The following is a 24,196-nucleotide window of genomic DNA, read 5'->3' as shown; positions in this document are numbered from 1 at the left end:
ATAGTAACTGCTCACATGTAGGAATTTTCTGAACTGAAAATTCCGTACAATACAGTTCCGGATGCAGATTTTGCCGATTTGGAATGCGAAGCATCGGTAAAATCCTGTTACTGGTCACACATGTGTGAGCAGTAACGAGCTATACCCCCGGATCCACCATCAGCTCGTCCCCATCCGCCGCCGAAGTAGCCAAAAAGTCACATCTCTCATTCTCCGGATGCCCATTATGCCCCTTCACCCAGAAAAACGAAATCTGATGGGGTTCCTTGGCAGCGAGCAGGCGCTTCCATAGATCTACATTCTTAACCTCCTCATTTTTGCCGCGTTTCCAGCCCTTTTTGATCCAACCCTCGATCCAGTGCTGGTTAAAAGCGTTGACAAGATACTGGGAATCTGAATAGAGTTCGATCTCGCAGGGGCGGTTGAGCGCCTCGAGACCGGCGATAGCTGCCATCAGCTCCATACGGTTGTTCGTAGTTCGTTTGTAGCCGCCGGAAATCTCTTTCGTGTGCAGTTTTCCTGCCGGATCTACATAGTGAATGACGGTTCCAAATCCGCCCGGACCATCTGGATTGCCGCGGGCGGCGCCGTCTGTGTATATAGTTACTTTCAAGTCAGAAATCTCCTTTATGTCTATTATTGAAGCTTAGCGGTCCCACTTATCGCAGAGCGAGTTGATCTGGTCGGCAAAACGTGCCAAATCTTTGTTCGCCCCGCCCTCGTTATGCATAACAACACGGCGCAGGCGGTCGCAGGCTGCCAGCAGGCGGGCAAATACACCAGCCGCTTTCTTCGTTGCTTCGTTCACTGCCGGTTTCTGAATCGGAATACCCTTCGTAACAGTCACGAAGCATCCCTCTTTCAGGTCGTAGGAACTGCCGGAGAACGGAGCCATCGCATTGATGCCGTAAGTCTCCTTGACCGTCTCTGCAAATGCATCGCACACTGTGTCATCGCCGTGTACCACGAAGACCTGGGACGGTTTTTCCATAAAACTGCCAACCCACTCCAAAAGCCCGGTCTCGTCCGCATGGCCGCTGATGCCCTCGATCTTCTCGATCCGTGCTTTGACCTCGATCGACTCACCGAACAGCTTCACTTCCTCGCGTCCCTCAATAATGCTGCGTCCCAGTGTGCCGACTGCCTGATAGCCAGCAAACAAAATCGTACACTCCGGTCTCCAGAGGTTGTGTTTCAAATGATGGCGGATACGGCCCGCATCACACATGCCGGCTGCCGAGATGATAACCTTCGGTTCCTCGTTGAAGTTGATTGCAACGGAATCGCTGCTGGTGATCGAGAGATGCAGACCCGGGAAAGAAATCGGATTGATGCCCTTTTTTACCAGCTCCTTCGTCTCTTCATTGTAGCAATCCATCATATTGTCCTTGAACACGCCGGTCGCTTCCACCGCCATCGGGCTGTCTAAGTAAACCGGAAATACGCCGTGCCCGGTTACAAGGTTCTTCTCCTTGATAATACGGATGTAATTCAACACTTCCTGCGTTCTGCCGACCGCAAATGCCGGGATCACGACATTGCCGCCCTTATCCAGCGTCTCCTGAATCACGCGGGCAAATTCTTCCACGTGATCGCCTGTATTCTTGTGGAACCGACCGCCGTAAGTGCTCTCCATGACAACATAATCCGCCTGACGGATGTACTGCGGGCTGCGGATGAGCGGCTTGTTTTTGTTACCGATATCACCTGAAAATACAATCTTCTTGGAACAATCGTCTTCCTTCATCCAGATCTCGATCGAAGCCGAACCAAGCAGATGTCCCACATCGACAAACCGAATCTCCAGATTGTCATTCAGACGGATAATCTCATTGTAATTGCAGGGGACAAAGTGATGCAGTACCCCTTCTGCATCGTTCATCGTGTAAATCGGCGTCACCTCCGGTTTTCCGGCACGCATGGCCTTCCGGTTTTTCCACTCCGCTTCTGACTCCTGGATATGGGCGCAGTCTTTCAGCATGATATCACACAGATCGCAGGTCGCGCGCGTCGCCATAATCTGTCCGCGGAATCCCCTCGCATAGATAAGCGGAAGCAATCCCACATGATCAATATGGGCGTGCGTCACCAGCACATAGTCCACATCCGAATACGGAATCGGAAGTTCTGCATTTTCATACTTGTTGATCCCCTGTTCCATACCGCAATCAATCAGAATATTCAGTCCGCTTGCCTCCAGGAAATGACAGCTGCCTGTAACCTCATGATCCGCACCGATAAATGTAAGCCTCATAAAATCAGCCCCCTGTTCTGTCGTTTATGTTTCCGCATACCCCTTGCGGAAAATGTTTTTGCTATTAGCTTCATTATAACTGATTTCTGACAATTTTGCAATTTCCCCGATAAAGTTTCGATAAAATTTTCATAAAATCACCTTATCTGTCCCACATTCCCATTCCAGACAACGCACCATTTTCCCAACAAGAGCCAGACCTATTCTATTATATAATAATACAGATCATCCCCCCATTGCTGTCATTGATGATTTTCTGCAGCGTATCCTGCAGCTTCACCTGGCAGTCCTCAGTGAGCTGGGAGATCTTGGCCTGAATCCCGTCATCGACGATCTGGGCGATTGATTTTCCAAAAATATTGGTTTCCCAGATGCCTTCCTCACCTTTTCCAGCATTCTCCCGGATGTATCGGATCAAATCCTCTGCCTGCTGTTCATTTCCCACAATCGGCGCGATCTCAGTCTCAATCTGCGCCTTGATGAGATTGATGGACGGCGCCTGCGCTTTCATTTTGACTCCATATTTATTGCCGTGGCGCACCACCTGCGGCTCATCGAGGACGATCTCCCCGCGTTCCGGCGTGACAACCCCATAGCCCTTCTTGCGCGCCTGCGTGAGCGCCACGGATGCCTTTTCATACTCGCTCTGCATCGACGCCAACCGCTTCAAGGTCTGCATCAGCTGGTACTCGCCCTCGATCGGCATTCCCACATACTCGCTGAGGATCTGATAATAATGCCCGTCGTCCAGCTCGACCACCGCCTGAACGCTGCCATCATCCATTTTCATTGATACAATCCGGATCCGGCGGATCGCTTCCCCGGTTTCCTCTGGCAGCGCCAACGCCACATCGCGCATATGTACCGTCCGATCCATCATCCCCCGGACTGCCTGTATGACCTCCGATTTAAGCCAATGGCTGTTTGGCAGAATCTCCAGCCATTTCGGAATCGAAAAATCGATCTCCGTGACCGGGAATTCCAGAAGCACCTGCCCCAGAATCTCCCGGATATCCTCGGCGCGCAGCTGTTCACAGTTGACTGGGAGCACCTGCACCTCGTATTTTTCGGTCATCCGGGCTGCCAGCGCCCGCGTCTCCTCCGAATACGGTTTCTGCGAGTTTAAAAGCACCAGAAACGGCTTTCCCAGTTTTTTCAGTTCCTGCACGGTCTTCTCTTCCGCCGGAACATAATTCTCCCGTTTCAACTCCCCGAAACTGCCGTCCGCCGTAACCACAAGCCCGATCGTCGAATGATCCGTGATGACCTTGCGCGTTCCCAGCTCGGCTGCCGCTGTAAATGGGATCTCCTCCTCATACCACGGCGTCCGCACCATGCGTTCTTTCTCGTTTTCAATATGACCGGCAGCGCCCTCCACCATGAAACCGACGCAGTCGATCAGGCGGACCCGCACCTCCACACCGTCCCCAAGCGAGAGCTTTGCCGCCTCTTTAGGGATAAATTTCGGTTCCGTTGTCATGATCGTTTTCCCCGCCGAAGACTGGGGAAGTTCATCCCGGGCGCGCTCGCGGGCATGGACATCTTCCAGCCCCGGAAGGACGAGAAGTTCCATAAAGCGCTTAATAAAGGTCGATTTCCCTGTCCGAACCGGACCAACCACTCCAATATAGATCTCGCCGCCGGTTCGCGCCTGGATATCGCTGTATACATTAAAATGATCCATAAAAATACCCCCTTGGTCTGCTGATACAATGTATTCAGACCATAAGGGGGTTATGAATATTCCCATTTGGAAAGCTCCGGCTCACAGAACATTTTTATTCGCTCAGATAAGCCTTCTTCACTCTCTCATTATTCATCAGTTCTTTCGCATCACCGCTCAGAACGATATTGCCCGTCTCAAGCACATATGCTTTATTGGAAATGGAGAGCGCTTTTTTCGCATTCTGCTCGACCAGAAGAACGGTCACTCCGTCCTTGTTGATTTCCTGGATAATATCGAAAATCTCATTAACATAGAGTGGGGACAGACCCATCGACGGCTCGTCGAGAACGATCAGGCGCGGGTGGCTCATGAGGGCGCGTCCCATCGCAAGCATCTGCTGCTCGCCGCCGGACAAAGTTCCGGCAAGCTGGTTCTTGCGCTCTTTCAGACGCGGGAAACGCTTGTAAATCATTTCGATCGTATCTTCAATTTCCTTCTTGTCATTTCTCGTATACGCACCCATTTTCAGGTTCTGGAGAACCGTCAAGGAGGCGAACACACGGCGCCCCTCCGGCACGTGGGCGATTCCCATTGATACCAGCTTATAGCCCGGTACATGGGTAATATCCGTTCCCTCAAATGTGATATTGCCTGCCTTGGACGGCAGCAGACCCGTGATCGTGTGAAGCGTCGTCGTCTTTCCGGCTCCGTTGGCACCGATCAGCGCTACCACATCGCCCTGTTCTACCTCAAAGGAAATTCCCTTGAGTGCCTGTATCACACCATAATATACCTGTAAATCTTTTACTTCCAGCATTGACATACGAAACTTCCCCCTATTCTCCCAGATATGCTTTGATAACTTCTGGATTGCTGAGCACCTCGCTGGTCGGTCCCTCTGCCAGCATATGACCGAAGTTTAAGACCGTCAGGCGCTCGCAGATACCGGAGACCAGCTTCATATCATGCTCAATGAGAAGTACGGTCATATCAAAATGATCGCGCACGAAACGGATCGTCTTCATCAGCTCTGCCGTCTCATTCGGGTTCATGCCGGCTGCCGGCTCGTCAAGAAGCAGAAGCTTCGGCTCGGTCGCCAGCGCTCTGGCGATCTCCAGCTTTCTCTGCTTGCCGTATGGGAGGTTCGATGCCTTATAATCAAACTCTTTGTCGAGGTCAAACACCTTCAAAAGCTCCATCGCGCGCTCATCCATCTCTTTCTCAACCTTGTAATAGGACGGAAGACGCAGAATGCCGCTCAGCGTAGAATATTTATGATGGTTGTGAAGACCAACCTTTACATTGTCAAGCACGCTCAGCTCCTTGAACAGACGGATATTCTGGAAGGTTCTCGCGATGCCTGCCTGATTGATCTGGATTGCCTTGTGACCGGTAATGTCCTTTCCATCCAGCAGAATCCGTCCGCCATCCGGCTTGTACACGCCCGTCAAAAGGTTGAAAATAGTCGTTTTACCAGCGCCGTTCGGTCCAATCAGGCCGTAGAGCTGTCCTTTTTCTATCGTGATGCTGAAATCATCGACCGCTTTCAGACCGCCAAAAGAAATACTTAAATTTTTTACATCCAGCATTGCCATGATTTACGCCTCCCCTTCTGTCTTCTTTTTCCGGAATGATGAAAAGATGCGCCCGCGGACCTCGATCGCCTTCGGACTGGAGGTCAAAAGCATCATTACAATCAGGACGACCGCGTAAATCAGCATACGGTAATTATTGAGGCTTCGAAGCATCTCCGGAAGCAGGGTTAAGATAACCGCCGCGATCATGGAACCACGGATATTTCCGATGCCGCCCAGAACCACAAATACAAGGATCATAATGGACATATTATAACCGAAGCTTTTCGGGGTCGCTGCCAGCGTCGCCAGGTTGTGTGCGTACAGAACGCCTGCCACACCGGCTAAGGAAGCAGAGATGGTAAATGCCATCAGTTTGTATTTCGTGATATTGATACCCACAGACTCTGCCGCAATACGGTTGTCGCGGATCGCCATGATCGCACGGCCTGTCCGGGAATTGATGATATTCAATACAATAAACAGGGTCAGGAGTACCAGGATAATGCCGATCGTAAAGGTCGCCGTCTTCGGTGTACCTGTGATACCCTGTGCACCCTTGATGATCACCTGACCGTCCGCTGCCAGCTTTAAGGAAGCTACATCTTTCATGGAAACGTGGATTCCGTTTCCGTCGATGCCGACGTACAGAACATTGATAATATTTTTAACGATCTCACCGAATGCCAGCGTTACAATCGCCAGATAGTCTCCTTTCAGACGCAGAACCGGAATACCGATGAGGATACCAAATACCGCCGCTACCGCCGCACCGACAAAGAGCGCCAGAATGAAGCGTACCTGGTTGCTTGCGATCAGATTTTTCATGGCATGATTAAAAAATGCACCTGAAAACGCACCCGCACACATGAATCCGGCATGACCCAGACTCAGCTCGCCGAGGATACCAACCGTGAGGTTTAAGGAAACCGCCAAAATCGTATAGGTACAAAGCGGAACCAGAATACCCTTTAAAAGACTGTTTACATGGCCGCCTGCCATCATAATCTGAATCAGAATGTAACAGCCGATTACAATCGCATATGTGATCGCATTCTGAATCCGAATTTTATTTTTATATGCGTTCATTTTAAACACCTGCACTTTCTCTTGCTTATTGCAGTTCATGCACCATCTTGTTTTCACACGGCACTTTCCGTTTCAAAAGTCCCCGGCATGAACCATCGTATAATTTTCTCTATTATACTTTCTCCGTCATCTTCTTGCCGAGAATACCGGTCGGGCGGACCAGAAGCACGATAATCAGGACAGAGAATACGATCGCGTCAGAAAGCTGGGAGGAAATATACGCCTTGGCAAGGTTTTCAATGATACCAAGCAGGATACCGCCGATAAATGCGCCTGGGATCGAACCGATACCGCCAAATACCGCTGCCACGAATGCCTTGATGCCCGGCATGGAACCGGTGTACGGAGACAGGGACGGGTACGCCGAGCAGAGCAGCACGCCTGCTACTGCCGCCAGGGCGGAACCAATCGCAAAGGTTACGGAGATCGTGCGGTTTACATTGATACCCATCAAGGTTGCCGCACCGCGATCCTCAGAAACCGCCAGCATCGCCTGCCCCATTTTCGTCTTGTTGATAAATGTCATCAGGGCAGCCATAATCACGATACAGCTTAAAATCGTCACGATCGTGACACTGGAGATCGAAAGCTTGCCGCCAGCCAGCTTTAATGCCGGTACAGTAATAACTGATGTAAACTGTCTCGCATTGGAACCAAAAATCAGAAGCGCCACGTTCTGGAGCAGATAACTGACACCGATCGCGGTGATCAGAACTGCCAGCGGGGACGCGTCACGCAACGGTCTGTATGCAACCCGCTCGATGGTAACGCCCAGCACTGTACACACAACCACCGAAGCCAGAATACCCACAACCGGAGAACCGCCCATCGTTGTGACAATCGTAAACACTGTGAAACCGCCTACCATGATGATATCGCCGTGTGCGAAGTTCAGCATACGCGCGATGCCATAAACCATGGTGTAGCCCAGTGCAATGATCGCATAGACACTTCCCAGACTGATGCCATTGATTAAATAAGAAAGAAAACTCATATGTATACACCTACCTCTTTGTTTCTACGTTTTCGCATTTCCCTGTACACGCATTTCGCTGCACATGTTTACCTGTGACCGAATTTAGCAGAACAAACATGACCGTCTCGCAGTCCGCAGAAAGCAAACACCCAGTCGCCGTCGCAGGCAAGCATGTGCAGTGAACCGTTTTAAAAAGAAAGCTGTTACTAAATGCCCGGCAGCCATCTGTGCCGCCGGACATCCAGTAGCAGTCCCATCAGAGCTACATAAATATAGCCGCAACGGTTCTGCAGTTTTTAAATTTTTAATTACTGCATCATCTCGTATTTGCCATCTTTGATCTCTACAGCTTTCGGAGCTTTCTGCGGTTCGCCTTCTGCAGTCCAGTGCATCTCTGTACCGGTCAGACCATCTATCTGGATCTCAGTCATAGCTGTTTTCAGTGCATCGCAGATATCGGAAGTGCTCATATCCGGTGTGATCTCTGCCTTCTCAGCAGCCGCCTTAATTGCATATACGCCGTCGTAAGCGTCTGCTGCGAACTGAAGCGGGTCGATGCCGTATGCATCACGGTAAGCAGTTACGAAGTCTTGGCTGGACTCCTCGTCTACGGAGAACGGAGTCAGAAGCATCAGACCTTCTGCTAAGGACTCATCAAAGCCATCAACGCTCAGGATACCGTCCATACCATCACAGCCGAAGAACTGCGGGTGGAAATCTTTATCGTTTGCCTGTTTCAGGATAACAGATGCCTCCTGATAGTAGATCGGCAGGAATACCAGATCAGCGCCAGACTCTTTTGCTTTGTCAAGCTGTACGGAGAAATCGGTATTGTTATCAGATGTAAATGCCTCGCTGGCTACTACCTCCAGACCCTGATTCGGAGCCTCTGCTACGAAGGACTCGCGGATACCATCGGAGTATTCGCTGGAGCTGTCGTAGATGATAGCGATCTTGGTTGCCAGTTTGTGCTCGCCGATGTACTGAGCGGATGCACGTCCCTGATCCGGGTCAGAATAGCATACGCGGAATGCGTTGTCGCCGGAAATACTCTCAACAGCAGATCCGGACGGAGTCAGCTGGAACAGGTTATCTGCTGTTGTCTCTGCTACAACTGCGATACACGGCTTGGAAGTAACGGTGCCAAGAAGCATCTGCATGTTCCAGTCTTTTAAGGTATTGTATGCGTTGATCGCCTTCTCCGGATCATTCTCATCATCCTGGAAGTTGAACGCTACCTGGTAACCATTGATACCGCCAGCCTCGTTGATCTCATTGATTGCCAGCTCAGTACCATTCTTTACAGCCTCGCCGTAAGCGCCAGCCGCGCCGGTGATCGGTCCGATGCCGCCGATTTTAAATACTTCGCCGTCAGCTCCCTCTGCGCCCTGTGCATCTTCTGCTGCTGATTCAGAAGTGCCCGCATTTCCAGAACCGCCGCAAGCGGTCATAGACATCGCCATCATAGCTGCAAGCCCAAGACTAACTACTCTTTTTTTCATAATATTCTCCTCCAATTCTATGCTGCAATGGAATACAACAACTATTTGAATGAGGCAATTATAAATTTTACCCCTCTAATTGTCAATACAAAAACCACTTAAAAAAGAGGGAATTTAGCGGATTTTCGTTTTTTTTCGCTAAATTCTCTCTTTTCCAGATCTCGTAGTTATATTAAGTATTCTTACAGGTTATAGCAAACACTTTTATAAGCTTTTGTCCACCTGACGTGGACACCTGCATTTTCCAGAAAAACATAGTAGATCTCATTGCTATTATTCTGAATTATATCACTCAAATTCAGAATAATGACTGCCGTCTGAATTATCCCTTCCATGGAAGATCGCTCGATTCAATCCGCGGATCACGCATCATCAGATCCGCCAGCGCCTCTTTCGGAGATTTCCCGTCAAACAACACCTGGTTGACCTGGGAAACAATCGGCATATCGCAGCCGTATTTCTGTGCCAGCAGAAGGCCGGCTTTCGCAGAATAAACGCCCTCGACAACCATCTGCACTTCCTTCATCGCCTCATCCATCGTGTATCCCTTTCCAATCAGGATACCCGCCCGGCGGTTGCGGCTGTGCATGCTCGCACAGGTTACGATCAAATCACCGATGCCGGATAATCCGTAGAAGGTCTGCTGTTTTCCGCCCATTGCAATACCCAGACGGGCAATCTCCGCAATTCCGCGGGTGATCAGCGCCGCCTTCGTGTTATCGCCGCATCCCAGCCCATCCGCTGTACCGGCTGCCAGCGCAATGACATTTTTAAGAGCCGCACCAATCTCGACGCCCAGCATGTCCGGGCTGGTGTAAATGCGGAACACCGGACTCATGAACACACTCTGCATGAACTCGGCAGTCTTTTTGCGGTGCGCCGCTGCCACACAGGTAGTCGGAAGTCCCCGGCTCACCTCCTCGGCATGGCTCGGTCCGGAAAGGACGGCTACCTCCGCCAGCGGAAGTTCCTCCTCGATGACCTGTGACATCGTCATAAGACTCTGCTCCTCGATTCCCTTCGCCACATCCACGACAATCTGACCGTAACGCAGATATTCCTTCATCTTCGCCGCCGTACTGCGGACATAGACGGACGGAACCGCCATAATCAGCATATCCTTCTCCGCCATCGCAGTGCGCAGATCCGCTGTCATCTGGATCGGATCCGGAAGTACAACCTCCGGCAGATTTTTGTGCCGTCTGGTGCGGCTCATTTCCTGGATCTCTGTATCAAATGCGGACCAGATTGTCACATCCTGCCCATTATTGTTCAGAAGCACCGCCAGGGCTGTGCCCCAGGTTCCGGCTCCGATAATTCCTACTGCTGCCATCCTGATACCTCCCGACCTGCTTTTCTCTCTTCTTCTCTCTACAGGTCAATGTTATTTGGAAATTTTTATACATTCCCATTAATTCCCATTACTTATGACGTTACTGTTCACGCATACGTGCCCAGTAACGGGATTTGCCGTGGCTCGCATTTCAATACGGCAAATTCCTGCTGCCACCACGTTTTCTTACGGCACTTTCGGTTCCAAAAGTGCCTACCTGTGAACAATTACCTTATGGCAACTATGTAAAGTGTTGTTAAACTTCTCTCATGATTTCTTCGCGCCCAGTTTGTTTTCTGTGCCGGACAACAGACGCCCAATATTGCTCCGATGGCGCCAGATCGCCATGCACATCAGGATCGCGCCCAGTGCATAGAACTGGATGCGGTTCGGCGTGCTTACCCGGTAGGAACCCATGCTCTCAAAGATCACAAGCTCTGCAAAAAAGGTGATCGACACAAGAATCGAACCAAGCGATACATAGCGGGTCAGGAACACCGTCACGGAGAAAATCACGAAACAGGTCAGCGTAATCCGCAGATCCATCGCTGTCATGATGCCCGCCATGCAGGCAATTCCCTTGCCGCCCTTGAATTTCAGGTAAAACGGGAAATTGTGACCGAGTGTGACTCCCAGACCCGCATACAACGCAAGAAGATCCACGTCCGCATTTCCCTTAAACAGCAGACGGCAGACTGCCATTGCAAACACCGCCTTGAAAAAGTCCCCTAAAAATACGATCGCGCCCGCTTTCTTTCCCATCACACGCAGGACGTTCGTAGAACCGGCATTTCCGCTGCCGTACTGGCGGATATCCATATGATTCGCCTTTCCATACAGATAGCCGGACTGGATCAGACCAAAGATATAGCCAATCACAATACAGATGAGACGTTCCATTATTGATCCTTCCCCTTTCTCTCGCGGATCAGGAATTTTAAGGAAGTTCCCTTGAATCCGAATGCGTCACGGATCTTGTTCTCGAGATACCGTGTATATGAGAAATGCATCAGTTCCTTATCATTGACAAACACAACGAATGTCGGCGGTTTGACCGCTACCTGTGTCATATAGTAGAGCTTTAAACGCTTGCCCTTGTCAGACGGCGGCTGCTGCAGTGCCACTGCCTCTGCCAGGATCTCATTGAGAACGCCGGTTGCAATACGCAGTGTCTGATTTTCGCGCACCATGTCGATCATCTCAAACAGCTTATTCATACGCTGTCCGGTCAGTGCGGATACGAACACGAACTCCGCATACGGAATAAAGGACAGAACGGTCTTAATCTTATTGGTGTACTCATAAATAGTCTTATCGGTCTTATCGATCGCATCCCATTTATTTACCACGATGATAATACCTTTTCCACGCTCATGTGCGATACCGGCAATCTTTGCATCCTGCTCGGTTACTCCCTCTTTCGCGTCGATGACCATCAGAACCACATCAGCTCTCTCAACCGCCGTTACGGTACGGATGATGCTGTAGCGCTCCAGCTCCTCCTTGATCTTGCTCTTGCGGCGCAGACCTGCCGTATCGATAAAGACATACTCGGTACCGTTGCGGACAATCTCTGTATCGACTGCATCGCGGGTCGTACCGGCGATATCCGATACGATGACGCGGTTCTCGCCCAGAAGCTTATTTATAATAGAAGATTTACCTACGTTTGGTTTTCCGACAATCGCCACTCTCAGACGGTCATCCTCTTCCTCGTCGCCGCTTCCCTCCGGGAAATGTGCCACGACTGCATCCAGCAGATCGCCCAGTCCCAGACGAGAGGCTGCCGAGATCGCTACCGGATCACCGATACCGAGGTTGTAGAACTCATAGACGTCATTGCCAAATTTCGCCGGATTGTCTACTTTATTGACCGCCAGAACAACCGGTTTTCTCGATTTACGCAGCATATCCGCCACCTTGGAATCCGAATCGGTCATGCCCTGACGCACATCTACGATAAACAGGATCACATCCGCCGTCGCGATCGCGATCTCCGCCTGCTCACGCATCTGGGACAGGATAATATCCTTCGTATCCGGCTCGATACCGCCAGTATCGATCAGGGTAAAAGAATGGTCTAACCAGGTACAGTCCGCGTAAATACGGTCACGCGTTACACCTGGAGTATCTTTTACAATCGAAATCATATCGCCCGCAAGGACGTTGAAAAGGGTGGATTTTCCCACGTTTGGACGTCCAACGACCGCCACCACCGGTTTCTTTTTCATATTTATGCCTCCATTTATTTTCATGCTCCGCAGCTGGTTTGTAAATCCACAGCTGCTATTTTTATTGTCCAGTTACTTGTTTCATTCATTGTGATGCATTTCACATCCAGACGCTTTCTTTCTGTGTGTCCGAAAGCACGTTTTCCACTGTATTTCCAGCCATCACGTTTCTTTCTCATCCTCCAGATCTAAGTCTTCCTCTTCAAAACAAACGACTTCGTCCGGGGCATCCTAATCCAGGTCTTCCGGCTCATATGCGTACACCTGTACGCCATCCAGATCTTCTTCCTGCCAGTTATCATCCATCTGAGCGGCAAATTCCTCCGGATCCGGCTCATACTCGCCATGCCTGGAGCTTTCCTCCTTCACAGGAGCCAGAATTGCTTCCACAAAATCACGTCCGCTTGATTTTACAATATCCACCGGAACTTGTAAAGCATTTTGTACATCCGTGCGGGTCAGATCATCCAGAAATGTCTCCTCGCCGCTTCGGAACATGGCGCTTGGAAGCAGCAGGCGGCTGCCAAGCGGCTGTTCCTTTAACTGTGCAATCAGATCCTTTGCCGTGATCAGCCCCGCCACCGTGATCCGCTCACCAAAGAAGTCATTGCGGATCGCATATACATGTACCTTTTTCCCCGGGAACTGGCGGCACACGCGCTCTACATACTGCTCAATATACGGAGCAGCCAGCCGTCCCGTTGCAATCGAAATCTCCTCCGGGCACACCTCGCCAGCCTCTCCCGGATGCAGCTGCTCCAGCGCCTCGGCTATCTCCTCCTCCATCAGGCGAATCATGCCGACCCCATTTTCCAGCTGGATATAGCCATCATAGCGATCCGCTTCCGGAAGCGGGCGCCCGGCGCCCATGTAAAACTCATCGCTGGCGTGAATGAAGTGAATACCGTGTTCCGCATAGATCTTCTTCTGCCATTTCTCTATCAAATCAATGGTATCGCCCAACTGCTCCGGTGTAAACGGCTCAAGCGGATACAGACCATCGCGGTACTTCGAGAGACCGACCGGCACGACCGAAACACTCTGCATCGCCGGAATGTATTTCGTCAGATCATGGATCGAACGGTCTAACTCCGCCCCGTCATTGACGCCCCGGCATAAAACGATCTGACCGTTCATCGGGATATCCGCCTCATACAGGCGGTCGATTTTCTGAAGCGCCTCACCGGCAAAGCGGTTATGAAGCATCTTGCAGCGCAGCTCCGGATTTGTCGTCTGCACTGAAATATTGATCGGCGCCAGCTTAAACCGGATAATCCGCTCAATATCCTTATCCTTCATATTCGTCAGCGTGATATAGTTGCCCTGCAGGAACGAAAGTCTGGAATCATCGTCCTTAAAATACAGTGTCTCACGCATGCCCGGCGGCATCTGGTCGATGAAACAGAAGATGCACTTATTCCTGCAGGAACGATAATCGCTCATCAGACCATTTTCAAAGGTAATCCCCAGATCCTGATACTCATTTACGATATCCAGTTCCCACTCCTCACCGTTTTTCTTGCGGACCAGCAGCGTGATCTCCTCGCTGTTTATCTTATATTCATAATCAAAAATATCCTCTATCTCATCTCCATCGATCGTCAAAAGGACGTCCCCCGGCTCCAGCTCCATTTCCTCCGCAATCGAGCCCGGATCGACCGATTTTATCAGATGACCTTTTTTCATTTATAAAATCCTCATTTCAAATATTTTTAAACCCTAAGAATCCAGTATTATATTAACAGTAATCAGCTTTTTTGTAAAGTTGTGCTTCCGATTCGCAGATGTGGATTTTTTGTTTCACAGGAAAATACGTCCTATGAAATAAAAAATGAAAGCAAGCCAAATATTTGATTTTTTTTGTAATTTTCTCATTTGCTATTGACGTTTCTTATCGTAAAATGGTATAAAATAGTTGTATTATGTCCTGCAAATGGCAGACAAACTTGTACGCTCTGCCCGCATGCACCGAAGGACCTACACTGTTTGGAGGTATAATCATGTCGAATGACTACGTGTTTAATGACACGCTTCCGGTTGCGCCGCTTAAAATTGCCGCACTGGAGAGCTGCCGGGATCTGGCTGAGAAAGTCAACTCCCACATTATCAATTTCCGCCGCAACGATATTGAAGTCCTGAAAAAGCGTCAGGAAAATTTACAGTACCGCGGCTATGATGCTGATTCCTACATGCTTGACTGCGCGTGCCCGCGTTTCGGAAGCGGTGAAGCAAAAGGCATCGTCAATGAGTCTGTCCGTGGTACCGATATTTACGCCATGGTCGATGTAACCAACTACAGCCTGACCTACAAAATGAGCGGATTTACCAATCATATGTCCCCGGACGACCATTACCAGGATTTAAAACGTATCATCGGCGCATCCATTGCTACCGCACATCGTGTCAATGTTATCATGCCGTTCTTATATGAAGGACGCCAGCACAAGCGCAGCGGTCGTGAATCCCTTGACTGCGCGATGATGCTCGAAGAACTGATTCAGATGGGCGTAAGCAACATCATTACTTTCGATGCACATGACCCGCGTGTACAGAACTCCATTCCGTTAAGCGGTTTTGATAATTTCATGCCGACCTACCAGTTTATCAAGGCATTACTGAACCATGACAAAACCTTAAAGATCGACAAGGACAACCTGATGGTTATCAGCCCGGACGAGGGCGCTATGTCCCGCGCCGTATATCTGGCAAACAACCTGGGTGTTGACATGGGTATGTTCTACAAACGCCGCGATTACTCCCGTGTTGTCAATGGACGTAACCCGATCGTTGCCCATGAGTTCTTAGGTTCTTCCGTTGAAGGAAAGACCGTTCTCATCATCGATGACATGATCTCCTCCGGCGAGAGCATGCTGGACACCTGCCGCGCCCTCAAAGAGCGCAAGGCAAAACGCGTCGTTGTATGCGCTACCTTCGGTCTGTTCACCAACGGACTTGAGAAATTCGACGAATTTTTCGCAAAAGGTTACCTCGACTGCGTTGTAACCACCAACTTAAACTACCACACGCCGGAACTTCTGCAGCGTGACTGGTATGTAGAAGCTGATATGAGCAAGTTTATCGCTGCAATCATCAACTCCCTGAACCATAACGTATCTCTGGAGAACGCACTGACTCCGACTGCGAAGATCCAGAAGCTGATTAAGCGATATAACGAAGGGAAAATGTAATGAGAATTGACGGCTGATAAACGGCTGGAAATTTCAAAAAACTCCTGCATACACAGATGAATCTTCATTCTGTGTATGCAGGAGCTTTTTCTAATTAATCTACTCAAACCGCGATTTGCAATTCAATCCATCCCCATCACAAATTCACCTTCTCCCAACCTCTCTCCAAATACCCATTCATCTTCCGTTTCAGTTCCTGATTCTCCTCCGCCTCCAACAGCGGATCTTTATCCATTAATTTCTTCACTTCATCCGAAACTGCCTTCAATATATCTGCATCTGCAAATATATCCGCTAAATGGAATTCGAGATCGCCGCTCTGGCGGACGCCGAAGAGGTCTCCGGGACCGCGCAGTTTTAAGTCTTCGGAGGCGATGTAGAAGCCGTCATTTGACTTATTGAGAATATCCAGCCGCTTTCCGGCGTCTTCCTCGCCGGAGGCGTTGACCATGATGCAGTAGGACTGGTCTTTTCCTCGACCGACGCGCCCGCGGAGCTGATGAAGCTGCGCCAGACCGAAACGCTCGGCATTTTCGATCATCATAACGGTGGCATTCGGGACATTGATTCCGACCTCGATGACCGTGGTGGATACCAGTACATGAATCTCATTTGCCGCAAATGCTTCCATGATCGCATTTTTTTCTTTTCCCTTCATCTTTCCGTGCAGATATTCCACCCGGATCGACGGGGACAGGGCGCGGCGCAGCTCTTCGGTATAATCGATGACGTTCTCTGCCTCCAGCATCTCGCTCGGCTCGACCATCGGGCAGATGACGTATGCCTGACGGCCGGCACGGACTTCATTTTCGATGAAACGGTAGGCATTCGGGCGAAATTCACGGTTCACGACACAGTTCTTGATCGGCTGCCGGTTTGCCGGAAGTTCATCGATGATGGAAATATCAAGATCCCCATATAAAATAATCGCCAGCGTCCGCGGGATCGGCGTCGCACTCATGACAAGCACATGCGGCTCGCCGCCTTTTTTGCTCAGCATTTCCCGCTGTGCCACTCCAAAACGGTGCTGTTCATCCGTGATTACCAATGCCAGATTGTCGTACACCACTTTTTCCTGAATCAGCGCGTGGGTTCCAATCACGATATCTGCCTCATGATTTTCAATCGACTCTCTGGCAAGCCGTTTTTCCTTCGCTGTCATCGAACCGGTCAGAAGCACCGGACGATATGTGATTCCCAGTGACGCAAACAATTCGGTCATCGACTCGTAATGCTGGCGCGCCAGTACCTCCGTCGGCACCATCAGTGCCCCCTGATATCCATTTGCCGCCGCCTGTAGCAACGCCAGAATCGCCACAATCGTCTTACCCGAACCAACGTCGCCCTGAATCAATCGGGTCATGATATGCCCGCCGGACAAATCGGCGTACACCTCCCGGATTACCTTTTTCTGTGCCCCGGTCAGAGCATATGGGAGGCGCTCTTCCACCGACGCCATTTCCCCAGAAATCGTAAATGGATATGCGCTCTTTTTATCTTCTTTTTTGTCTTTGAGCAGGCGCACTGACATCAGGAACATGAAAAATTCATCAAACACAAGACGTTTCCGGGAAAACATCAGTTCTTCCCGGTTTGCCGGAAAATGGATGTGCTCCAACGCATAGTTGATTTCCGCCAATCCGTACTTTTCCCGCAGACCAGCCGACAGATATTCCCGTTCCATCTGGTGCATCGTGAGGGCTTCCGTGACTGCCTTTGCGATCGTCTTATTGCCAAGTCCCTTCGTCTGTCCGTAAACCGGCTGCATAGACGACACGACTTTCGCATACTGTTCCGGGCGGTAGATCTCCGGCTGCTCCATCGTAAGTCTTCCCCTTTTTTTTACCACACGGCCACGGAAAATAAAGCGTTCCCCCGCCTTGAGCGTCCCGCGCAGATAGGGCATATTGTACCATGCCAGCGCCAGTGTGCCTCCGCTGTCCCGCAATCCAGCCGTCGTAACCTGCAGGCGCGCTCCATACCGCACCACATCCGCCGTTTTTGCCAGGATTCCGCCGACTGCCGCGATCGTATCTTCCTTCAGTTCCGCGATCGGCTGCGGTTCCTTAAACTCATCATAAGCACGCGGATAATAATGGAGCAGTTCTTCCACCGTTTCCACGCCTATTTTTTGAAATAGCTTTGCCGTCTTTTCACCGATGCCCTTGACAGCGGTTATATTCTGCTGTTCCATTTATCTCCTCCTGCTTTTCAGAATATTCTCCGGAAAATCAGCCACGCGGACAGTTACCGGACAAAAAATCCGGGAATACATTGGAATGAAAGAGAGGCAGGACGCAGGGATCTCTCCCCTGACCTGCCTCATTTCATACTTATGAATTATTTTGTTTTATACGTCAAATGTTTTATCTGCGCCATCACATAGAAAATTCATTTTCTCGTTATCTGCATTTTCTCAGCCAATAGTGCAGATTCATTTAACGCATTTCAATCACTTTAAACGACCTAAATCTACTCTACCGAAATCATATAATAATAAATCGGCTGCCCGCCATTCTGGCATTCAAATTCGCAGGATATAAATTCTTTGCGGGCTTTCTCACAGAATGCCTCTGCGTCCTCTTCCGTGACATCCTCACCATAATAGATCGTCACAAGCTCAGACTCATCATCTACCATCTTACGAAGAGACTCCATCGCGGTCTCCTCGATATTCTTGCCAACTGACAGCATGCCGCTGTCGCCGATCCCCATGATATCGCCCTCTGCGATCTCCATACCATCGATCGATGTATTGCGGACTGCGTAGGTAATCTGAGCGGTCTTAACGTGGCTCATCTCCTCGGACATCTGTTCCATATTTTCTTCCGCCGTCAGATCCGGAGCAAAATTAATCAGCGCCGTGATACCCTGCGGAACCGTCTTGGACGGAACTACATATACCTTGGTATCTTCTGACAGGCTCTTTGCCTGCTCTGCCGCCAGAATAATATTTTTATTGTTCGGCAGAATGTAAACTGTCTCGGCATGGACTTTTTCGATTGCTTCCAGCATATCCTCCGTACTCGGATTCATCGTTTGTCCGCCCTCGATGATATAGTCAGCGCCGATACCCTTGAAAATCTCAGAAAGACCTTCTCCGACCGATACGGCGATAAATCCATATTTCTTGCGTGGTTCTTCCTTCTTCTCTTTGGCTTCCTCTTCTGCCTTCTGCTGTGCCGCCAGACGTTCGGAATCTTTGATCAGTTTCTCCTGATGTTCCTCACGCATATTGTCAATCTTGATGCGGGACAGGGAACCGTAGGTCAGTGCTTTCTGAATCGCCAGACCTGGATCGTTTGTATGAACGTGAATCTTGACAATATCATCATCTGCCACAACTACCAGAGAGTCGCCGATCGTGCTCAGATAATCTTTCAGTTCCTGCTCTGTCGTCTCATCCGCCGGTTTTTCTGCATTGATAATAAATTCCGTACAATAACCAAAACGGATATCCGCTGCCTGCGTGCTTCCGGCGCCTGTTGCTGTTTTTGCCGCTCCATTTCCCGATACAGACGGAGTAACTGCCGCGTCGATATCCACGACTTTTCCTTTTAAGCCCTCAATACAGCCCTTGATAACCTGAATCAGACCCTGTCCGCCAGAATCCACTACACCTGCCTCTTTCAGAACCGGAAGCATCTCCGGTGTCTGGCTTAAAACATATTCGCCGTACTCCAATACTTTCTCTGAAAATTCAAGTACGTCCTCGGTCTGCGGTGCCAGTTCTGCCGCTTTATCCGCCATTCCCTTGGCAACCGTCAGAATCGTACCTTCCTTCGGCTTCATAACTGCCTTATAAGCTGTCTCCGTCGCACGGTTAAATGCGTCTGAGAGAACACTCGTCGTAATGACATCTACCGTCTTAATCTCTTTCGTAAATCCGCGGAAGAGCTGTGAAAGGATAACGCCGGAATTGCCTCGTGCGCCACGCAGGGAACCGGAGGAAATCGCTCTCGCCAGCGCCTCCATCGTCGGATTTTCAACGGCTGCCACTTCTCTGGCGGCTGACAGAATCGTCATCGTCATGTTCGTACCGGTATCTCCATCTGGAACAGGAAATACGTTCAGCTCATTGATCCATTCCTTGTTGGCCTCCAGGCCCTTTGCTCCAGCCAGAAATGCATTCTTTAACATCCCGGCATCTATATAATTCATGCCCACAGGGTTTGTTCCTCCTTAATCTATCACTCTTACGCCTTCAACATAAATGCTGATTTTCTCAACCTTCATGCCAGTAAACTCTTCTACTTTATATTTTACACTCTCGATCAGGTTGTCCGCAACGGTAGAGATGCTGACTCCGTATGCCACGATTACGTGGAAATCGATGCTGAGTGCATTGTCCTTGATGGCTACGTTGATACCGTGTGTCAGGCTTTCTTTTTTAAGCAGTCTTACCAGACCATCTTTCATACTGACAGCCGCCATGCCAACGATACCGAAGCATTCTACTGCTGTCGTTCCGGCGTACATTGCAATTACTTCCGGATCGATCTGGATCGAACCCATTTTATTGTCGATGCGTCCTTTCATATTGACAGCCTCCGTTTCTTTACTTGTTTTTGTTTGATTCGAATTTTATGCCATGATTTTTTACGGGCTGGACATGCGGAGCCGGGGCGGCTTCTGTGTCGGCGCGTGGGATGAGTACTTCACGGGCTGGATATGCGGAGCCGGAGCGGCTCCTGTATCTGCGCGTGGAATGAAATATATGCGTCTCTCTACCCCGTCATGCAGCTCGATTCCGCTTCGCTCCATCTCGCTCACGGGCTTCGCCCTATGGATAAAAATGTCTGAAATACGGCTTATGTGCAAGCACAACACCGTTTTTCAGCCTTTTTTATCCGCATGACTCATGGCTTACGCGTATATTATACACCACCCACGTTAAAAAGGAAATAGAAAATAGACATCTGTCGAAAACTTTTTTTATTTTTTTTGGTTTTTCACTTGCATATTTTCCTATTTTCTGCTATTATACCTTTGTTATGGATTTTAATAGGAAGTCCAATGATCGGTTAAGGAGGTGCTACGATGGCTAAGTGTGCAATCTGCGAGAAAGCTGCTCATTTTGGTAATGCAGTGAGTCATTCACATAGAAGATCTAACAAAATGTGGAAAGCTAACGTTAAGTCTGTTAAGGTTAAAACTAATGGCGGAGCTCAGAAGATGTATGTATGTACTTCTTGCTTAAGATCCGGTTTAGTTGAAAGAGCCTAAATCGAGTTTAACTGGCCTCAGGTGTCTGCCTGAGGCTTTTTTCTTGTCCTTAGCATAATGAACGACAAAAAATGTTGGAAATATGCTTTTTGAGCACATTCCAACATTTTTTGGAATCATTTAATAGATTTCTAATTATCTCTTTAGATGTTCTTATATGCCGGTATAGCCCGTTATTCCGGGCTTTTCCGGCACTTTTCATATCGGAAGAACCTCACAAATCTTTTTATTACCCCTTATGTTTTCGCTCTCAAAAGTAGTAAAAGCAGTAGTAAATTCTGCGTACTACTTATGCCGCCTTGGTTTCCTCGGCGCTTTCCGCCGCAGGCTCCGGCTTGGCCTCTGCGGTGGTTTTTGCCTTGGCTTGCAGCCGTTCCATTTCCTCCTGTGCGGAATGGAAAGTAGCGTGGGCGTAATAGTTCAGCGTCATTACAATGTTGGCGTGTCCCATGATGTACTGCAATGCCTTGGGGTTCATGCCCGCGTTTGCCATTCTGGTACAGAATGTATGCCGCATGGTGTGCGGCGTCATCACATCGGGCAGCGGCTCCTTGTGGCACTTGTTGTACTTCTTGGCAAGGCACTTGAACATGGCGTCATAGTTGACGGCGGTTTTGGGCAGGCCGTCCCGGTTCAGGAACAGGAAGTCCTTATAACCGTCAACCTCAATGCACCTGCCGTCCCTGCGCTTCTTCAACACGCGCTCAAACGCTTCATAGGCGGCTGCGCTCATAGGCACTTGACGGAATCCGCTTTCTGTTTTTGGCGCTTCGGTATAGTAACCGTCCTCGGTGCTTCTCAAAAGCTGGTGGTCTACATTCACAAAGCGCTTCTCAAAATTCAGGTCGGCTGGCGTCAGGCCGCAGAGTTCGGAAATACGAAGCCCGGTTTCCAGCAGGATCACCACCTCGTCATAATACTTGGCATAGACGGGATCGTTCTGCATGAAGTCCAAAAGCTCGTTTTCCTGTGTAGGGGTAAGCGGCACCTTTGGTACGGTATCGTCGTTGATAACCTCATTGATCTGGAAGTCAAAGGGATTCTTGCGGAGGCAATCGTCCTGTACGGCCATATAAAAGATGGCTTTTAAGGAACGCTTGCTGTTGCAGATGGTGTTGTAGGCAACGCCCTTTTCCTGCATACGCAAGGCCCATTCTTTCGCGTCAGACAGCTTCACGCTGTCAATGCTGGCCGCGCCCAGCTTATCTTCGGACAGAAGTTTCATCAACTGCTGGCGGCTCTTTTGGGTTCCTTTCCGCACATTCCCGCGCTGCCGGGTGTACTTTTCATAAAGCTGGCACACGGTCATTTTCTTGCCGATGGTGTCTATCCCGTCGTCAAGGTCTTTCTGTATCTGCTTGATTTTCTCGCGCAGGGAAAGACAGGGCCGTTTCCCGGCAGGTACTTTGTCGGTGGGTACTAACTTCCATGAGTAAACAAACTGGGGTTCTCCAAAGGTGTTAATGTATTTGTAAGCGTATCTTCCATCTGATCGCTGGCTCTCTCCAGACTTCAAAAGGCGGCCTTTGTTGTCCCGTCTTTTTTCATCTCGTTCTTTTCTTGGCATTTCGTCATGCTCCTTTCCATGACGGAAAGAGCCTTGACACGCTTATAACCTATTATAACACGCGCAAGGCCCTTTTTCACTATATTGTGTCAAGGGAATCAATGATTTTTTCAAACTGCTTCCGCTTGATCTGGATGCGGTTGCCGTTCAGGATCACCCAGCCAGCGGTGGGGTTTTCCTCGGAAAGCCGACGCAGTTTGTTTTCCCCAATCCGAAAATATTTGGACGCTTCCTCAATGGTAAGCGTGTATTTTTCCCAAATAGGCACATCGTTATTACTCATAACAAGGCCCCCTTTCTTTTCAAAACAAAGGTTGTTTTTGTGAAAGTGGGCAGAAAAGAACGGACGGCTGCTGGCACAGCTCCACGGGAATCTCACCCCCGCGTGGTTCTCACGCGGCCCTGCTCGTTGCCTGCGACGCTTCAAACGCTCGGACTACGACGGCAAGGGAGTATCATTGTCCTATCTGCGCGTCGTCGCCCGCAGGCTGCCACACCTGCTTTACGGCACGGTAAAATCGCTCCGCTTACCCCAATGAGGGAAAGCCTCTTGGCGCACCTGCCGCCCGGCTCGGCACAGACAGAATGTATCCGTCTGCCCTATGACGCGCCGCCATTGTCCTGCGGGCGTATTTGTCAAGGAGCAAAGGGGCCGCCGGGAAAACAGGCAGGCGGGGAAAGGGAAAGCCGCCTGTCTATGGCCGGGGCCTTAACCGTCAGTCGCCAATGGGACTAACGATGGAATGGATCAGCTTGATTTGCAATCGGCGCTTCATATACTCGTCAATGCAGATATGAGGCTGGCCGCTGCCGTCATAGAGCGTCCGGGTACACAGCTTATTGATATAGCCGTCGTAATGCTGCAAGACACGCTCCACGGCTTCGGCGTTACCGGCGCAGGCCGCGTCGATCACAAAATCCGGCAGAGGGCTTTTGCCCTTGTAACTGGATTGCTTCATCCGCGTTTAACCTCCCTCCGGCATGAACGCCATCAATTTTATACGCAAGTCTTTCAGGGTGCTTGTCCTGTGGCGCTGTACTGCGCTGCGGGACATTCCCATCAGGCGGCCGATTTCTTCGTCAGTCAAATCCAGAACAAAGCGGAGAATCAAAATACTCTGCTCGTCTTTTGGCAGGCTGGCAAACGCTTCGGCCACAAGCTCGTTGTCGATATGTAGGTCATAGCCATGCGAACTGAATGTAAAGCTGTCGCAGGAATACCGATCTACGGTCGAGAGCTTGTCCCAATCAGCCGGGGAAACAGCGTCCAGCGACACTTCACGGTCGCGGCGGCACTTCATTTCCCGCAGATAATCTATCGCCTCATGGTACAGAACCAGCTTGCAGTAGCGGTCAAACTGGCTCCATTCACCGTATTTGCGGGGGATCGCTTCCATCTTCTCACCCCCTTTCTATGGGGGATGTGGTGGTTCTCTCCCTTTCCGCCAATAGAGCGAATGGAATCTCTCTGGCTGCCCGCTAAACGCCTCCTTTTTTCACTTTTTTGAAATTTCTTTTTGCGCCGGATAGCAGGCCGCAGGAAACAACAAAATTCGCCCGGCAGGTCAAAGACCCACAGGGCGAAACAAA

Annotated in this window: 21 protein-coding genes; 2 read left to right on the top strand and 19 right to left on the bottom strand. The window is 50.0% G+C overall.

Annotation, left to right across the window (positions count from 1 at the left end; all coding sequences use genetic code 11):
- Positions 1 to 139: 139 nt before the first annotated feature.
- The 12 genes from rnhA to C7U56_RS01200 form a co-directional block, all read right to left on the bottom strand.
- Positions 140 to 613, bottom strand: a complete 474-nt coding sequence (rnhA, locus tag C7U56_RS01255) for a ribonuclease HI (RefSeq protein WP_022359619.1) — start codon at positions 611 to 613, stop codon at positions 140 to 142.
- 33 nt (positions 614 to 646) lie between these two features.
- On the bottom strand, positions 647 to 2,254 hold the full coding sequence (locus C7U56_RS01250) for an MBL fold metallo-hydrolase RNA specificity domain-containing protein (protein ID WP_106999831.1): 1,608 nt from the start codon (positions 2,252 to 2,254) through the stop codon (positions 647 to 649).
- Between the two features lie 208 nt (positions 2,255 to 2,462).
- Entirely contained in the window at positions 2,463 to 3,938 is a 1,476-nt protein-coding gene (gene spoIVA, locus C7U56_RS01245; RefSeq protein WP_106999830.1) for a stage IV sporulation protein A, read from the bottom strand.
- 94 nt (positions 3,939 to 4,032) lie between these two features.
- Positions 4,033 to 4,743, bottom strand: a complete 711-nt coding sequence (locus tag C7U56_RS01240) for an ABC transporter ATP-binding protein (RefSeq protein WP_022359704.1) — start codon at positions 4,741 to 4,743, stop codon at positions 4,033 to 4,035.
- A gap of 13 nt (positions 4,744 to 4,756) precedes the next feature.
- Entirely contained in the window at positions 4,757 to 5,515 is a 759-nt protein-coding gene (locus C7U56_RS01235) for an ABC transporter ATP-binding protein (RefSeq protein ID WP_022359705.1), read from the bottom strand.
- A gap of 3 nt (positions 5,516 to 5,518) precedes the next feature.
- Positions 5,519 to 6,583, bottom strand: a complete 1,065-nt coding sequence (locus tag C7U56_RS01230; RefSeq protein WP_106999829.1) for a branched-chain amino acid ABC transporter permease — start codon at positions 6,581 to 6,583, stop codon at positions 5,519 to 5,521.
- Between the two features lie 112 nt (positions 6,584 to 6,695).
- Positions 6,696 to 7,577: a branched-chain amino acid ABC transporter permease gene (locus C7U56_RS01225; RefSeq protein ID WP_022359707.1), complete on the bottom strand. Its 882-nt coding sequence runs from the start codon at positions 7,575 to 7,577 to the stop codon at positions 6,696 to 6,698.
- 290 nt (positions 7,578 to 7,867) lie between these two features.
- On the bottom strand, positions 7,868 to 9,061 hold the full coding sequence (locus C7U56_RS01220) for an ABC transporter substrate-binding protein (protein WP_106999828.1): 1,194 nt from the start codon (positions 9,059 to 9,061) through the stop codon (positions 7,868 to 7,870).
- 322 nt (positions 9,062 to 9,383) lie between these two features.
- Positions 9,384 to 10,394 carry an NAD(P)H-dependent glycerol-3-phosphate dehydrogenase gene (locus C7U56_RS01215; RefSeq protein ID WP_106999827.1) on the bottom strand — a complete coding sequence of 337 codons (1,011 nt, stop codon included), beginning with the start codon at positions 10,392 to 10,394 and terminating at the stop codon, positions 9,384 to 9,386.
- Positions 10,395 to 10,661: 267 nt separating this feature from the next.
- Positions 10,662 to 11,294 (bottom strand): glycerol-3-phosphate 1-O-acyltransferase PlsY, encoded by a 633-nt coding sequence (plsY, locus tag C7U56_RS01210; RefSeq protein WP_022359710.1) that lies wholly within the window; start codon positions 11,292 to 11,294, stop codon positions 10,662 to 10,664.
- The gene (gene der / locus C7U56_RS01205; RefSeq protein WP_106999826.1) at positions 11,294 to 12,625 is read right to left on the bottom strand and encodes a ribosome biogenesis GTPase Der; all 1,332 of its coding nucleotides are present in this window, start codon (positions 12,623 to 12,625) and stop codon (positions 11,294 to 11,296) included. Before der ends, plsY begins: the two co-directional genes overlap by 1 nt.
- A gap of 231 nt (positions 12,626 to 12,856) precedes the next feature.
- Complete coding sequence (locus tag C7U56_RS01200; RefSeq protein ID WP_106999825.1) at positions 12,857 to 14,311, bottom strand: DUF512 domain-containing protein; 1,455 nt, start codon at positions 14,309 to 14,311, stop codon at positions 12,857 to 12,859.
- 314 nt (positions 14,312 to 14,625) lie between these two features.
- Between C7U56_RS01200 and C7U56_RS01195 the strand changes: the two genes are divergently transcribed.
- On the top strand, positions 14,626 to 15,813 hold the full coding sequence (locus tag C7U56_RS01195; RefSeq protein ID WP_106999824.1) for a ribose-phosphate pyrophosphokinase: 1,188 nt from the start codon (positions 14,626 to 14,628) through the stop codon (positions 15,811 to 15,813).
- A gap of 136 nt (positions 15,814 to 15,949) precedes the next feature.
- On the opposite strand, the gene recG is transcribed toward C7U56_RS01195, so the two are convergent.
- The 3 genes from recG to C7U56_RS01180 all read right to left on the bottom strand — a co-directional run bounded on the left by recG (position 15,950) and on the right by C7U56_RS01180 (position 20,352).
- Positions 15,950 to 18,007 carry an ATP-dependent DNA helicase RecG gene (recG, locus tag C7U56_RS01190; RefSeq protein ID WP_106999823.1) on the bottom strand — a complete coding sequence of 686 codons (2,058 nt, stop codon included), beginning with the start codon at positions 18,005 to 18,007 and terminating at the stop codon, positions 15,950 to 15,952.
- A 278-nt stretch (positions 18,008 to 18,285) separates the two neighbouring features.
- Positions 18,286 to 19,980, bottom strand: a complete 1,695-nt coding sequence (locus C7U56_RS01185) for a DAK2 domain-containing protein (RefSeq protein WP_106999822.1) — start codon at positions 19,978 to 19,980, stop codon at positions 18,286 to 18,288.
- A gap of 15 nt (positions 19,981 to 19,995) precedes the next feature.
- A complete protein-coding gene (locus tag C7U56_RS01180; protein ID WP_106999821.1) occupies positions 19,996 to 20,352 on the bottom strand; it encodes an Asp23/Gls24 family envelope stress response protein in 357 nt (118 codons plus the stop codon).
- Between the two features lie 501 nt (positions 20,353 to 20,853).
- Here C7U56_RS01180 and rpmB point away from each other — a divergent pair.
- Entirely contained in the window at positions 20,854 to 21,039 is a 186-nt protein-coding gene (gene rpmB, locus C7U56_RS01175) for a 50S ribosomal protein L28 (protein ID WP_003504147.1), read from the top strand.
- 289 nt (positions 21,040 to 21,328) lie between these two features.
- Here the strand turns inward: rpmB and C7U56_RS01165 are convergent, their stop codons facing one another.
- The 4 genes from C7U56_RS01165 to C7U56_RS01145 all read right to left on the bottom strand — a co-directional run bounded on the left by C7U56_RS01165 (position 21,329) and on the right by C7U56_RS01145 (position 24,003).
- A complete protein-coding gene (locus C7U56_RS01165) occupies positions 21,329 to 22,606 on the bottom strand; it encodes a tyrosine-type recombinase/integrase (protein ID WP_106999819.1) in 1,278 nt (425 codons plus the stop codon).
- A 79-nt stretch (positions 22,607 to 22,685) separates the two neighbouring features.
- Positions 22,686 to 22,889 carry an excisionase gene (locus C7U56_RS01160; RefSeq protein WP_055201461.1) on the bottom strand — a complete coding sequence of 68 codons (204 nt, stop codon included), beginning with the start codon at positions 22,887 to 22,889 and terminating at the stop codon, positions 22,686 to 22,688.
- A 433-nt stretch (positions 22,890 to 23,322) separates the two neighbouring features.
- Complete coding sequence (locus C7U56_RS01150; RefSeq protein ID WP_004611627.1) at positions 23,323 to 23,565, bottom strand: helix-turn-helix domain-containing protein; 243 nt, start codon at positions 23,563 to 23,565, stop codon at positions 23,323 to 23,325.
- A 6-nt stretch (positions 23,566 to 23,571) separates the two neighbouring features.
- Positions 23,572 to 24,003, bottom strand: coding sequence for a sigma-70 family RNA polymerase sigma factor (locus C7U56_RS01145; RefSeq protein WP_055201460.1), 432 nt, complete (start codon positions 24,001 to 24,003; stop codon positions 23,572 to 23,574).
- Positions 24,004 to 24,196: the final 193 nt, after the last annotated feature.

The sequence above is a fragment of the Clostridium fessum genome, from assembly GCF_003024715.1.
In the GTDB taxonomy this organism is placed as follows: domain Bacteria; phylum Bacillota; class Clostridia; order Lachnospirales; family Lachnospiraceae; genus Otoolea; species Otoolea fessa.
Note: the sequence above shows the minus strand (reverse complement) of the source record. Positions and strands in the feature narration are given on the sequence as shown.

Excerpts from the sequence above, each read along its gene's own strand:
- recG (WP_106999823.1), bottom strand. The coding sequence starts at position 18,007 with ATGGAACAGCAGAATATAACCGCTGTCAAGGGCATCGGTGAAAAGACG.
- C7U56_RS01220 (WP_106999828.1), bottom strand. The coding sequence starts at position 9,061 with ATGAAAAAAAGAGTAGTTAGTCTTGGGCTTGCAGCTATGATGGCGATG.
- der (WP_106999826.1), bottom strand. The coding sequence starts at position 12,625 with ATGAAAAAGAAACCGGTGGTGGCGGTCGTTGGACGTCCAAACGTGGGA.
- C7U56_RS01230 (WP_106999829.1), bottom strand. The coding sequence starts at position 6,583 with ATGAACGCATATAAAAATAAAATTCGGATTCAGAATGCGATCACATAT.
- C7U56_RS01145 (WP_055201460.1), bottom strand. The coding sequence starts at position 24,003 with ATGGAAGCGATCCCCCGCAAATACGGTGAATGGAGCCAGTTTGACCGC.
- spoIVA (WP_106999830.1), bottom strand. The coding sequence starts at position 3,938 with ATGGATCATTTTAATGTATACAGCGATATCCAGGCGCGAACCGGCGGC.
- C7U56_RS01180 (WP_106999821.1), bottom strand. The coding sequence starts at position 20,352 with ATGAAAGGACGCATCGACAATAAAATGGGTTCGATCCAGATCGATCCG.
- plsY (WP_022359710.1), bottom strand. The coding sequence starts at position 11,294 with ATGGAACGTCTCATCTGTATTGTGATTGGCTATATCTTTGGTCTGATC.
- C7U56_RS01165 (WP_106999819.1), bottom strand. The coding sequence starts at position 22,606 with ATGCCAAGAAAAGAACGAGATGAAAAAAGACGGGACAACAAAGGCCGC.
- C7U56_RS01215 (WP_106999827.1), bottom strand. The coding sequence starts at position 10,394 with ATGGCAGCAGTAGGAATTATCGGAGCCGGAACCTGGGGCACAGCCCTG.
- C7U56_RS01235 (WP_022359705.1), bottom strand. The coding sequence starts at position 5,515 with ATGGCAATGCTGGATGTAAAAAATTTAAGTATTTCTTTTGGCGGTCTG.
- C7U56_RS01240 (WP_022359704.1), bottom strand. The coding sequence starts at position 4,743 with ATGTCAATGCTGGAAGTAAAAGATTTACAGGTATATTATGGTGTGATA.
- C7U56_RS01225 (WP_022359707.1), bottom strand. The coding sequence starts at position 7,577 with ATGAGTTTTCTTTCTTATTTAATCAATGGCATCAGTCTGGGAAGTGTC.
- rpmB (WP_003504147.1), top strand. The coding sequence starts at position 20,854 with ATGGCTAAGTGTGCAATCTGCGAGAAAGCTGCTCATTTTGGTAATGCA.
- C7U56_RS01200 (WP_106999825.1), bottom strand. The coding sequence starts at position 14,311 with ATGAAAAAAGGTCATCTGATAAAATCGGTCGATCCGGGCTCGATTGCG.
- C7U56_RS01195 (WP_106999824.1), top strand. The coding sequence starts at position 14,626 with ATGTCGAATGACTACGTGTTTAATGACACGCTTCCGGTTGCGCCGCTT.
- C7U56_RS01150 (WP_004611627.1), bottom strand. The coding sequence starts at position 23,565 with ATGAAGCAATCCAGTTACAAGGGCAAAAGCCCTCTGCCGGATTTTGTG.
- C7U56_RS01250 (WP_106999831.1), bottom strand. The coding sequence starts at position 2,254 with ATGAGGCTTACATTTATCGGTGCGGATCATGAGGTTACAGGCAGCTGT.
- C7U56_RS01160 (WP_055201461.1), bottom strand. The coding sequence starts at position 22,889 with ATGAGTAATAACGATGTGCCTATTTGGGAAAAATACACGCTTACCATT.